The 13,705-nt window shown below is 47.7% G+C and carries 7 protein-coding genes; all 7 read right to left on the bottom strand.

The genetic code is table 11. The features are described 5' to 3' along the window. Positions 1–6: 6 nt before the first annotated feature. Entirely contained in the window at positions 7–429 is a 423-nt protein-coding gene (locus tag R3D00_16560; GenBank protein MEZ4774799.1) for a hypothetical protein, read from the bottom strand. 4 nt (positions 430–433) lie between these two features. Then, a complete protein-coding gene (locus tag R3D00_16555) occupies positions 434–652 on the bottom strand; it encodes a hypothetical protein (protein MEZ4774798.1) in 219 nt (72 codons plus the stop codon). After that, on the bottom strand, positions 643–1,131 hold the full coding sequence (locus R3D00_16550; protein MEZ4774797.1) for an RHS repeat-associated core domain-containing protein: 489 nt from the start codon (positions 1,129–1,131) through the stop codon (positions 643–645). The genes R3D00_16555 and R3D00_16550 overlap by 10 nt, the downstream gene beginning before the upstream one ends. A gap of 95 nt (positions 1,132–1,226) precedes the next feature. Further along, the gene (locus R3D00_16545) at positions 1,227–1,760 is read right to left on the bottom strand and encodes a hypothetical protein (protein ID MEZ4774796.1); all 534 of its coding nucleotides are present in this window, start codon (positions 1,758–1,760) and stop codon (positions 1,227–1,229) included. Positions 1,761–1,789: 29 nt separating this feature from the next. Beyond that, positions 1,790–8,350, bottom strand: coding sequence for a DUF6443 domain-containing protein (locus R3D00_16540; GenBank protein ID MEZ4774795.1), 6,561 nt, complete (start codon positions 8,348–8,350; stop codon positions 1,790–1,792). Between the two features lie 808 nt (positions 8,351–9,158). Further along, positions 9,159–11,612, bottom strand: coding sequence for a penicillin-binding protein 1C (gene pbpC / locus R3D00_16535; GenBank protein MEZ4774794.1), 2,454 nt, complete (start codon positions 11,610–11,612; stop codon positions 9,159–9,161). An 18-nt stretch (positions 11,613–11,630) separates the two neighbouring features. Next, positions 11,631–13,568 carry a membrane protein insertase YidC gene (gene yidC, locus R3D00_16530; GenBank protein ID MEZ4774793.1) on the bottom strand — a complete coding sequence of 646 codons (1,938 nt, stop codon included), beginning with the start codon at positions 13,566–13,568 and terminating at the stop codon, positions 11,631–11,633. Between the last annotated feature and the right edge of the window lie 137 nt (positions 13,569–13,705).

The following is a 13,705-nucleotide window of genomic DNA, read 5'->3' as shown; positions in this document are numbered from 1 at the left end:
ATGAACTTATGGAAGTTGATATTCTTTGGGCAAGCAATCCGAAAGAAAATTGATCAACTCCGTGTCCTCATCACAGAAATACTTACCGAGGGAGATCCTTCCTCCTTGATGAACAAAAATATGTTTTTTAAATCCGAATTGAGTTCGAATTTCTACTTCTGCACGGATGTTTCCTCGTGTAACAGGTTGGGATTTTATTAAGTTTAATACCCTTTTTCGAATGAATTCAACCTCTTCAGGAGCATCAATAAAAACATGCACCTCATAGATTTTTCGAAAATATTTTTTGCTCACCGGAAATTTTGTTCTTGCTGTGAGAGGAACCGCATAAATATGAACTTCGGCTTTCTCTTTTAATAAATTTTGTGATTGTCCCGTTACCCAGAGGGAACACATCAGGAATGCTAATAGGCAATACTTGAGGTACATTTTATTATTTCTTTTTTCGATCTAAGGGTGTTGAACCGTTAAATCGAACCGTTTTTCGAATATTATAATAATCATTTCGGACTCCTTCCTGTAACGAAGGATTATTTTTCAGAACCGGATGATGGGTATTAATCTCATTCGCAGCAGGTGTTTCATATTTTTCAACAATCGTATTCTCCTGAGCGTCGCCTTCAGGACTTCCGGTTACTGTTTTTATAAACATTCTTTCCTCGGAACTCCCTTTTCCGTACCGTCCGCCTTGTATTGTTCCAAGCCTGTTGTAAATTCGATACTTACTTTAAATTCGGTGTCATTGGCCAGATCATTTATATAACCCTTGGCCGTTTCCATGTTATCAACCAGATAGTTTAAGCCTTTTGCAATATTGAGCGCATATTCATCATTACCGTTATAAGCCTCTCCATTTTCCGTCAACAATTGACTATTTTTATATTGTAATCGCTCTCCTCCTGTTCTTGTAGTTATCCATATCTCCTCCCCATTCGGATCAATAAATTTCACCGGATTATTCGCCACATACGCAAAAGGAGAGATTGAAAAATACTCCTCCGCCATCGCATCCACCCCCCACCAACGCCCCGCCGCCGGGTCATACCACCGCGCACCATAGTCGTACAGCCCCAAGTCCAAATCGGTCTCCAGTTCCTTCCCCGTGTACCGATACGGATTCCCGCCGCCCACAAAGGCTGTGCGTATATACTAAGATGAAATACCCATTCCTCCTTTTTTCTGCAATTCACTACTTCTTGTTATCAATCACTGAAGCCAGAATAAGTCTATTCTCTTACAATTTTTAAAAGTAATTCTTTGGAAAATGTTTCTGTTGAAAAAAAACTATCTGATTCCGGAATATCTTTCTTTCTCATTTCGAGTATTTCAAATTGAATTTTTATTGGAACTTCAAAACTATTATAAGATGATAACATTAATACTAAATATTTCTTCCCTTTATATTTCTGAATTTCCCACTTGTATTTATAAAATAAATAAGCAACGGGAGGTTCCTGATAATACATATGATAGTTAAGGTTTACATATTTTCCCGGGCGCAGGCCCAAAGAGAAATACGCAAAAACATTATTCTGAAGGGGAATACTGGTTACTTCACTGGTGAAAAATAAGAGCGTGTCTTTTTGAAGCAAAATATCGTTCACTGTCATAATATACCAATCAATCTCAACTCTTTTCATCGTATCCAAACCAATCCTATCAAGCCCTAAATCTATTGTTGTCCAATCTCCTATGAGATTTTTCTTATTGATAGAAACCTGGCTGTGTACCGGGTTTATCAACGCTACTAATAGGGGCACTACCAGGTAGATTTTAATACATTGCATGATTACTGGTTTTTTAAAAATTTCTTGTAGGTTTTTCCTGATGGTCCCATAGAGGCATTATGAATTGCAGATGGGCTAGTTGAAAATCTTTTACGTGAACCAACATACACATCTACTACTTTTGGTCGTGTATCTGATCCAGTGATTTCCCTTGTATTGGGATTGGCAACAGTTGTAATATTTGTGCCGCTTTTTCCAAAAATAATATTCATTTCATAATTGAGAAACCCAGGAAGATCATTATTGGGAGATGCATCGACTGGATACGCTACAGTACCAGATTCAGATATTCCAAAATTCAGGGGATGATTATGAATTGTAACATCTCCCGGAGGGGGTACACCCACTTCAGCTCTTGATCCAGGAAGATATTCTACTTTATTCCCAATATTTTCGGAAGTACGCTTGTAGTTGCCGTCTTCATTTTTTGTCAGTACATACTGAACTTCATTATCACCGCCCAACCCCTCAGCATGTGAAATTAACGCGGATGTTTGATCAACAACATCTTTGTTCATCACGAACATATCGGAATTTTCAAAACCATTCTTCAACGCTGGGTTTTTGTCCACAAGGTTACCACTTTCAGAATTCTTCCTTATTTCTTCAGCATTTTCTTTATTAGTTACAAAAGCCACTAAATTATTATTTTCATTATCTGTTCCTATCCATTTTCCATTATAGTAGTAATCCGTTTCATAATTCCCACTCGGATCGCCAAACTTCAACGGGTTATTAAACCCATACCGATACGGCGTCCAGCCCGGCGCCCGATCCGCCATCGCATCCACTCCCCACCAACGCCCCGCCGCCGGATCATACCATCTTGCCCCGAAGTCGTAAAGACCCAAGTCCAAATCGGTTTCCCACTCCTTCCCCGTGTACCGGTACGGGTTCGTACCGCCCACAAAGGCCGGGCCGCCCAACTCCATGCCGAAGGGATAGTTGTGATGCTCTTCAATCAGCGTAGCGGTTCCGTTTACCATTTCAAACATGACTCTTGTGCTTCCTAAATGGTCGCGGATCGCATACTCGTAGTCGTAGCCCCCATTTCCATCCGGTACGGCTCGGCCCTCCTCATGGTACAACGCTTCGAGCGTGCTGCCATTGTATTCGATGGGGCCGAAGTAGTACTTTGAGGTGGTGGTGCTGCGGTCCATGGTGGTTTTTTTCCACTTGCGCCCGGAGGCGTCGTAGGTGAGTTCGATGTACTTTGTGGCGTCGTAAGTGATTTTTGCGGGGAGGTTCAGATGGTTGTAGGTGATGCTGGTGATGCCGCGATAACCGTCGGCGGTGAGGTTGCCGTTGTTGTCATATTCGTAGCCGTCCGCACCGGAGGAGATTTTTTTGAAGCCGCGTGTGAGGTCGGAGATTTCGGTGATGGCGGTGAGTTGGTTGGCGTAGTCGCCGTCGTAGCTGTAGGTGAGTTTGTCAATGTCGCCATAGGTCGCGCCGCTGATCCAGCCGTTCCGGATGAGGCTCGTGATGTTGCCGTTGTCGTCATAGGTGATGGGATTCACGCTGTAGCGGTTGAGCGCGCTACTTTGCCAGGCGTTGCTGCTGTTGTATTCGCCGTAAACGGCTTTGGTCAGCCGGTTCTGGCTGTCGTAGGTGAAGCCGTAGGCGGCTTTGTTGCGGTTTTGGCCGTTGACCTGGCAGTTGGCACCGACCCGCCATTCGATCGAGGAAATATTGCCGTTGTAATGGGCGGCGGCGCTCAGGTTGGCATTGGCGGTGTTGTAGTTGATCCGCTGGGCAAAAAGGTCGGTGGCCGAACAGCCACTGGCATCGTTGATGTCGGTCAGCCACATACGGATGTTGTACTGATAATCCACCTCCTGACTTCCGGCCAGGCGTTTTTGTTGCAGTTCGTCCCGCTCGCCGTAGGTGTTTTCGGAGAGCAGCACCTCCGTGCCGTTGTCGCCGATCTTGTGGTAGGTGTTTTTCAGTCTGCCCGCATGATCGTAGGTGTAGCGTTGGTTGACGACGTAGGTTTGGGACACCGAGTTAAGCACCGAAGTGTGCTGCAACCGGCTATGCAATACCCAACCCATAAAGTGATACTGCCGCCACATCCGGTCGGTGCCGTTGTAGGGGTGGACAGAATGGGTCAGTATCTCCCGGCCCTTCTTGTCGTAAAAGGGGTAGGATTCGGCAAAAACGGTGGGGGCGGTTCCGGCAGTGTTCAGCACCCCGGTCTTGAGGCCGGTACTCATGCCCCGGGCAAACCGATACGCCTCGTTGGCATAGATAAATTGCTCCGCCGTCGTCCAGAGCGAATAGGTGTAATTGTCGGTATAGTTGCCGTCAAAGTCGTAGTCGTCATAGTATTGCACCGTATAGACTTCGGTTGCTGAGGTCGGGAAGGATAGATTCGTCGTATAAAAGTGTCCGGTAGCGGTTTTGTTTTCGAATAATCCGTCGGTAGGCTGGGGCGTTGCCGTACCGGTATATTTTCCGGTCAGGATGACCCGGCCCAGAATGTCGTATTTGGTAAATGTTTTGAAGCCATTGGGATCGGTGCTCAGCACTGGCCGATCGAGGCGATCATAGCTGTACGTGGCGGCGGCCTGGGTTCCTGGCACGTATTTGCTGATCATGCGGTAGCGGCTGTCATAGGTATAGCGGAAACAAAATTTGTTGACCGCAGGGGTATTTACCGTGTAAGCAGCGGTGCTGTGCAGCAGTTTGGCCCCTTCGGGCTGTATGACCTCGGTGATATTACCCACCAGATCATACAGATAGTAAGTCAGGGTATTGCCCCGGTTCTCCATGACTTTCCGGCCCAGCAAATCGGTATAGGTTAAGACGGTTTTTTGATCTTCGTCTTTGCTTTCTACTTTAAAGAGTGTATTCGGGGCGTAATAGGCATTGGCGGTTCGGGCATCGCGCACCTCTTTGGTCGCGTTAAAAGAATACTTTACCGAAGTAGGAACCGTATTCCATGCCCCTGGATGTTTGATACCTTGCGGTCGGGACAGGGGGGAGACTTCGAGGATTTGTTCGGTAAATGCATTTCCGCCCAGTGCGGTGTAAAAGCCGGATTGTTCGCTTGTTGCACTGGTGCGGTAGCTGTTGTTCACCGCCGTGCCGGTGCCATTGACGGTATAGGGCAGGTACTCCCGGTAAGGTCTTCCGTAGGTGTCGTATTGCGGAAAACTGACTCTGTCGTTGGCGGCAGGGGATGCGTCAAGGGCCACGGTTTGATCTGCCCGGCCCAGGCCATCAAAGTAAGCGTAACTGCGCTGCACATCGGTGCCGGTAAGGGCTGCCGCCGCTGGGGTAGTCGTGATGCCCTCAGTCTGAATCTGGCGGGTATAGACCGCATTGTAGGTGCTGGTATTGGCATAAAAGTAGTCATGGGTCAGCACAAAATGGTCGTTTACGTCCCGGCCTGTGATCAGCCGGTTGAGCACGTCGTATTCAAAGCGGTTGATTTTGCCATCCACGTCGCTGATACACTGGGGCAGATAGGTGTTTTTGTCGTAGGTAAAACTCTTCATCTGAGCATCTGCCGGGTAAATGCGCAGCTCGTCAAGGTAAGCCCCGGCCGGGATATTTACCCGGAGGGAGTGGGTCAGCGAGACGATATGTTCGGAGTACACCCAGCCTCCGGCGTGTTCGGTATCGCTGCCGTAAATATTGCGGTGTACGGTCGTGGAACCGCTGTTATTGGAGATCGTAATGGGGCTGCCTTTGGAATAATAGGACACGATGTATTTACCGGCAGTTAACGCGGGACTGGCCAGATAAGTGGCTGCGGAAGCCTGGTAATATCCGTTGCCTGAAGCACCGCCATTGACTACGTATTTGACATAAGCGGTATTGAGATTGATCCAGCCCCCCTGATAACTGTCTGCATGATCAAAACTGGTAAAGGCCATTTCGTTGATCGTAGCGTTGGCGACAGCAGCGGTGATCCGGGCACCGTCGCTGGAATAAATGTAGCTGCTTTCCTGATCGTATTGTCGTTTGGCGGAACGAATGTTTCCGTTCGCTGTGTCAAACTGGGTCACCAGATACAGGTCGGCATAACTTCCGCTGGCATATTTTTCCTGAATAGTGGTCGGAATATGGACATTCCCACTGCCGGGATACAACTTCTTGGTTCCATATACCTGTGATCCGTTGATATAATAAACCACTTCCACCGGCTCGCTGTACATCCGTTTGGTCAGCATAGCCGCAGGAACGTTGCCGGAGGTGGGGTAAACCATTACTTGTCTGCTGAGTTCGTTGTTGCCACCGTCGAGTATTTTTACTTCTGTAGGCAGGAGAGCCGAGGTGTAACTGTACTGGTATTCGGTCTTTTTGATCAGGGAGGTCTGGTTGGCGGTATAGGGTTGGGAGTTGTAGGTGGTGACTTCGGTGGTTACCCGTTTTTTGCGTGAAACGATCGTTGTGTAATTCCGCTTCAACTTACTCTGAAAAGTGGCCGACTGCTGGCAGCCGCCGGTACCGGTTCCGGGACCACAGCAGGGCAGACGCCATTCATACGAGTTGGTTCCGATTATTTTGCAGAGTACGCTTTTATTATCCTGCACATCGTGGGCTTCGGCTACCATGCTGTACAATACGCCGGTAGTACCGATGATATAGGTGTAATCGGTTTTTTCCAGCAGGTTGTCGGCAGCGTCATAGATTTCTTTGGTGAGCACATCGCCATTGTCGCCCGAAGCATTGCCCACGATATTTCTAAAAAAATAGACCGTTTTGCCGTTATTGATTTCTTCCACACGGGAGTAACCCACATGGGAACCACTCACCCGGTCAAGGGTAATCGTCGGGGTCGCATTCAAGGTCACCGAGGTACAGGTATAGGACATTCCCAGTGGATTGCATTCCCCCTGTGCCTGTAGAGGAAAATGTTGATTTTGAGTCGTTTTTCCGATCCGGAAGGGGTGCAGCAGTTTGCCGCTGCTATCGCCTGAACCCAGACCCGCGGTATATTTGTACTGCTTTTTGAATGCCAGGACGCCCGTCTTGGCGTAAGACCGAATCTCTTTTACCCGTAGCCCGCCGACCAGCGTCAGCGTGGGCAAACACACATCAAAACTTGCTACCTGATGCCCTTCATAGTCAATGATCGTATAACCTCCGGTGGGATAGGTGATCTGGGTCAGGATGCCGGCCTTCATCCGGGTTTCGTCGGGGGTGCGTACGCCATTACCGGCATAAGTAGTACCGCCCGGGCACGGGGTGGTGTAGGAAGGGATCGCACCCGAACCGTTATTCAGATTGGCATACCCCCAATAATCGCGATCGATGGTACCCGGAGCAGGGATAGGAGTCGTATTGTAAGTAAAAGAATAAGGAGGTTTGGCGGCAGTGGTACTTTTGCGTTCATAGACCGAGGAGAGGAATAACCGCCCCTCGCGGCAGGCGTAGCTAAAGGCCCAGCCGGTGTTTTCGACTGTAGCACCCGGACCGGTGTATCGTGCCAGGGAATTGAGTTGTTTGCCGCCATAAGCATGGGTACAGGTATTGTTGGCGTTGGTGAAAGTCAGTTTTTCGATGGCCGAAGTGCCTTTGAAAAATTTCGCTTCTTTGATAAACCGGCGATTGGTGATAATGGCGACGGTAGCGGAGGCACTGTTTGTTGAAGGGGCCGTGCCGCCGCACAATTCCTGGTTGCAGTTCCACCCGTCCGGAGCGGGGCCGGTCGTATAGGTCATCGATTGGGTCAGCCAGTTGTTGATCACCGGGGTAAAAGGCGTGGTCACCACGTCATAATCAAAGGTAATTTTGCCCATGCCCTCGTTGGGATGTTTCACTTCCTTTAAATACCAGGCGGAATGGTAGGTATAGCTGGTATTGGCCAGGGGAAAATCATAATTGACATCGTAGGTGATGGCGGTTGTCTCCGGATATTCGAAAGTATAAATAAACCCTGCGGCATCGCGGATTTGAAAACTGCTGATGTCGCCGTTTTGGCCGCCTGCATTGGTGATATAAGCTGGAATAATCTCCAGGTCGGTCGCATCCTCAAAGAAAATCGTCTTGTCGGGTTTGATATAAAATTTCCCGGAAAAAGAGCCAAAATTAAAGCTGAACAGGTCGGGCTGTGTCTCAATACTGCCACGGGCGACGCTATCCAGAAAATAATTTTCGTGGATAAGATCCAGAAATTCCGTGGGGGTGGTCTGCCAGTGTTTCACGGCGTTGTAGTAGTTATTGTCCAGATCGGGAAATCCCTGCACGCTGCGGGTAATTACCCCCCCCCCTTCCAGGGACCAGTTCTGGCCCACCTGAGCGGGCAACATGTCAGGCTTTACCCCGCTGCCGTCATAGCGAAGGCTGAAATTCCAGTTCAGTACCTTGTCACCGATGGAAGCCAGGGCAATCGAAAAGTCCAGCGCACCGGTATGGCGGGAAATCCCCACATCGCCATATTGCCCCAGCGAAGAAGCCTCCGGCCCCGCCGGGATGGTCAGATTGTTGCGCAAATCAATCGCCCGCATCGAGGATAAAGCCGGCTGCGCGAATAGTTGAAAACCACTGCCAAGACTAAGAATGAGCAGCAGGGGGAAGAGATACCGTAGTATTGTGTTCCTGAATGGCATGTGTAATTGTATGGTGTTTTGTGGCAAAAGTGATATGATATATCACGATTACTCAAATCTAAGAAAAAAGAGTGGAAGTGTCAAGTCTCCCCAAAAGGTGGACAAAAAATAAGTTCCGAAGAATATTTTCACCCAACGGAACTTACCTATTAACCAATTCTTATCAAGAGAATCTGCTGCTGAAGGTGGCCTGAACGGGATAAAACTCTTCCTGCCCGATATTTCAGGAATATGAATCGGCGGATAGTTGAAGTACTCGTACAGAACCTCCTTCAGACTGTGAGAATGTGTGGTTTGACGAAAAGTAACATCCTGACGGTAACCCGGGAAACAGCCCGGACCAGGGTAAAACAGTTTAATAAAAAAATACTTCCGTCAAACCAATGATGGAATTAAGAGAGCGTACGATGATGTTGATGGGAAATAAAACGGCAAGGTGGTGACTGAGCGTAAAATAACATGCAGCAGATCATGTACAGGTTAAAGAATATTTTTATTCGTAGTGGGATTGTTCCCTGTTGTCGTTATTTCTTACAATTCAAAACTAGGGCTTTTCTATTTAATTCGTTTGATTTTTCGCGGCAAATTACCTGTAAGCGCCTGCCTATTTCGGAGATATTCTAACATTCCGGCTTTGGTAATTTCCAACCTTCCGGCCCGTGATTTTTCCAGATTGACCGGATATTTTTTCGCAATCCATCAAGTCAAAATTTTAAATCTGCCCGGCATGGTCAAAAATCTGCTATATCCCCTGATTGGTGGGAAAAATATTGAGCGATTAGCACAAAATTCCTTACATATTCTCTCGCTATTTTTCTGTTTCTGAAAGGATTTCAAACATGCGGGAAAGGGTTTCGCCCTGATCATCTACCAACGTCAATTTGTGTTTTCCTGCAGAAGGCTGAAGACTCATTTCGTGAATTTCTTTCGTGGTCCCGATAAAGTTTTCATCCAGATGCCAGTAGATCTGTGCCGTCCGGTCTCTATGTGCAACCTCAAACACGGTACTGCCCATTTTCCCGTCAAGTTCTTTGGGAACAAAAATCCGCGCATCATTCCCCGGATAAATCATTTCCATCCTTCTTCCTCTTGCCAGTTCTGCCCCCTGACAATCGGTGCGAAAGTCTGGCAGAAGTACATAGTCCGGGTTGCGGGAACGGTAGTAGATTTCTTGTACGGGTGGCAAAATAAAAAATGGGCGTTGAATCATATTCAGCGGAGATTCACATTCGCTGTGCACGCGGTATGTTCCGGTATGATCCAGATTTATTCTTTCATGGTAAGGACACACGGGCGTTCTTGTTCCGGAAAGCGGAATCCAAACAGTATCGGCTACCAGACAGTTTTCCTGGCTCCTATGCCCGCTTTCACGGCAAATGGACACCTGCGTCATTTCGTCATATGGCATGGAAAACCATCGCTGCTGTGTACCCAATGCATTAAACAGGTCAAACATGACCGGCGCTGCCGATGTCGCGCCCGTCAGTCCGGTTCGCCCTTCCCCATCTGCATTGCCCACCCAGACCGCCACGACAAAATCAGGCGTACAGCCTACCGACCATGCGTCCCGGTTTCCATAACTGGTGCCTGTCTTCCATGCGATTTTTTCCGAGGAAGAAAAATTCTCCCAAAAACTCTCATTTTCGGGGCGCGTTACCGCTACCATTGCTTCGAAAGTATGCCAGACTGCGGCTGCACTTACATGACCTGATTTTTGCAGCTGATCAAATTGGGAAGCGGAAAGCCTGCCCCGTGATTTTTCCAGATGGTAGTTGGGCGGACGGAATCCCGCCGGGTCATAAAGCCCACTGTAGGAAGGATAGTCAGCCAGCGTCCGGCTCATACTGGCGTAAACGCCTGCGAGCTCCCACAAACGCACCTCGCCGCCACCAAGTATCAGCGTTAGTCCGTAATGATCGGCAGAACGGCCCAAAGTCGTAATGCCCCAGTCGCGAAGAATATTCAGAAATCGGGCGATCCCATAATCTTTGAGCATCCGCACGGCGGGGATGTTGAGCGACCGGGAAAGCGCCCTGCGGGCTGGAACTGCGCCACTATACGTGCGGTCATAATTGGTAGGACTAAACCCCGAATAATGAGAAGGAATATCAGGAACCAACATGCCGGGTAATAACTCCCCGTCATTGAGCATGGAGGCAAACAGAAAAGGTTTCAAAATACTGCCCGAACTTCGCAAAGAGGTAACCAAATCGACCGCACAGCCATTCTCGCCCGCCTCACATGGCGTATTTCCCACATAAGCAACGACATCGCCGGTTTCTACCTCCAGAATCAAAGCTGCAGCATTGTGAATACCATTTTGCTGTAAATGCACATTTCTGCGGCTGATGATTGCATTTGCCTGTAGTTGAATATTTTGCCTCAGGGTTGTACGTGTAATGGCAATCTTATGCTGTGCGACATTTTCCTGGTGAATTTGTTCTAATAAATGGGGTGCATAGGAAGGAATCGGCAACGGTTTTTCGGGCAGGCTTTCCAGCATTGCGAGCCGGGCGGTGGTGGAATCAATTACCCCTGATTCAGACAATCGCGCCAGCAGGCGGTTGCGTTTAGTCAGCAGAGCATCACGGTTTTTGCCGGGGTGAATCAGGCTGGGCGCATTGGGCAAAACTGCCAGCATCGCAGACTCAGACCAGGAGAGCTTGTGTGTTTCTCTGCCAAAGTATTTCCATGAAGCAGCATCCAGGCCGACGACGTTACCGCCAAAGGGTGCATGAGCCGCATACAGACGGAGAATTTCTTCTTTCGAATAGCGCATTTCCAGTCTTAGCGCCAGCAGTATTTCCAGAAATTTTTCTGCAAATGTTCGCGATTTGCCTTTTCTCGAAAGGCGGATTACCTGCATACTCAGGGTACTTCCTCCACTGACAATGCCTCCGCTGGAGAGATTCAGCCTGATCGCACGCGCCATTGCCAGCGGGTCAACACCCGGATGGGAATAAAATCGCTTGTCTTCAAAAGTAATCAGTGCGGTGGCAAATTTTTGGGGTACGGAATCAGCTTCAGGAAAACGCCACTGCCCGTCTTCGGCAATACGCGCCCCGAGAAGATTTCCATTCCGGTCAACCATCACAGTCGAAACAGGATCTTCAAAAAGTGTGGATGGCAGAGAAAACGCAAACCACACGCAGAAAATAAAAGAAAATATTACTTTGCCCTTATGTCTCCATAAAAACCTATGCCAGGGCTTCCGCTGCGGGTCTGAAACCCATAACCGAAGTCCTGGCAGTGATAGGCGCATAGTGTTTTCCCGAAGGGATTATTTTTGTCTTCTCGAACGGCGGTTAGGGCCTTCTTCCTGCTGGCGGTCCTTTAACGCATTCTGTTGTTTTTTCTGCTGGTTTTCCACCCATTGTTCCAGTCGCGACTTGGTGGCCTTTCCACTTCCTCCGCCTTTGCCTTTTTTACCCTTTTGCGCGTCTCGTTTTTCGTACATCTGGGCGAGCAGTTTTTCATCGCTCTGGAAAAGGCCAATCGTCAGCGTTTGTGCGATCTGGAGTATGTTTGACATAAAATAATACAAACTCAGACCTGCGGCATAACTGTTGAGGAAAATCAACAGGAAAAACGGCATGAAGTAAGAGATATACTTCATTTGCGCATTTGCAGCCGTAGCAGGTTGCGAACGCTGTTGGTAAATGGTATAGACAAATGTGGAGATCGCCATCAGAATGGTAAACAAACTGACGTGATTACCATAAAATGAACTAACCAGCGGAATATGGGTGTCCCATGATAAAATAGAATCATAGGTAGAAAGGTCTTGTGCCCAAAGGAAAGATTGTTGCCTCAATTCAACCGATTGGGGGAAGAAAAAGAACAATGCAATCAGAAACGGATAGGATAAAATCATGGGCAGACAGCCCCCAAACATACTCACCCCCATCTCCTTATACACCGCCATTTTGGCCATCTGGAGTTTTTGCGGATCGTCTTTATGTTTTACATCCAGATCTTTCATTTCCTGGGTTCCGTTGAGCACCCGCATCTTGGCCATAGAAATGAAGCTCTTGTATGAAAGCGGGAACATCAGCGTACGGATCAGGATCGCGAGAATAATAATGATCAGACCGTAATTCCCGATATAATTTTCCAGAAATTTAAAGACATAAACCGTTCCTTTATTGATCCAGCTTACAAATGGCCAGCCTAAATCCATTTCATCTTCCAGGTCCAGCCCATAAGACCGCAAAGTATAAAACTCATTGGGGCCCATATAGAGCGAAAACTTATTCTTGTTGGAATTGGATTTATCAATATCCACGACAAGTTTTGCATCCATGATCCGGTTGATCGTTTCATCATTTTCGGGCGTTGTCATGGAAACGGTGCCGGAGCGAAACGTCTCATCTGCAATGAGGATATGGGAGAAAAACTGGCTTTTAAAGGAAATCCATTTTACCAGAGCGGTCAACTTTTCAGATTCAGGTTTATCAGAATAGGAAAGCTTATCCACGTCGTTGCCTACGCGATACGCAACGGTTGACTTCTGCCTGAGATTTTTGATAGCCAGCTCGGTTTTAGGCATATAGGATTTCCAGAGAATGGTAAAAGAAGATTCTCGTCCCAGTGACTCACGAATTCCCTCAAAATTGATCTCATAGCCTAAATCATAGGTATTGCCTTTGAAATGATATACCTGCTCGATATACTTTCCATCCTCAATATTTGCCCGGAGTGTCAGCGTCTTTGTCTCATCTCCGCTAATGGTAAATCCTGCTTCCGAAGGCTCAAAAAACAACTCGTCAGACCTGACCGCACGTCCCTCATAAGCAAAAGGAAAATAAAACTCATTGCGCGGGTCATCGGCGATAATAGGGAGCGGAAGAGAATCAAACGTCACATAACTATTCAGAAAAGCAGATTGAATATGTCCGCCTTTTGTGTTGATATTTACCGTAAGCTCATCCGTTTTTACCGTGATGATTTTTTCCTCACCGGTGACAAGCTTATATAGGTTGCTGTAGCGGTCGCGGAGTTGCATGACCTGCTGCGAATCACCTGCAACAATCCCTCCATCGTTTGGAAGGGTTTGCCTGGACGGCGACGGACTCAACGAGTCTGGTGTAACCGTAGAGAGTGTTTCTGTATTATTGGTGGGAGTTTTGGGGGGTGCAGGCTTCGGTGCAAAAAAGTAAAAGTAAACGACAGTCAGCAACACCATCAAAATCAGCCCCGTAATCGAGTTCCTATCCATGAGTTAGTGATCGAATTTCATTAATAATCTATTTCCTGTGTGTTGCAGGAATAACCATTCGTCGGATCAGCCCTGCAAAACTTACAGCAAGCGGCAAATTTAGTCAAGAATTTTCAATTCTGCCGGGAAAACCCAAA

It is taken from the genome of Bacteroidia bacterium (genome assembly GCA_041391665.1).
Taxonomy (GTDB): domain Bacteria; phylum Bacteroidota; class Bacteroidia; order J057; family J057; genus JAGQVA01.
Note: the sequence above shows the minus strand (reverse complement) of the source record. Positions and strands in the feature narration are given on the sequence as shown.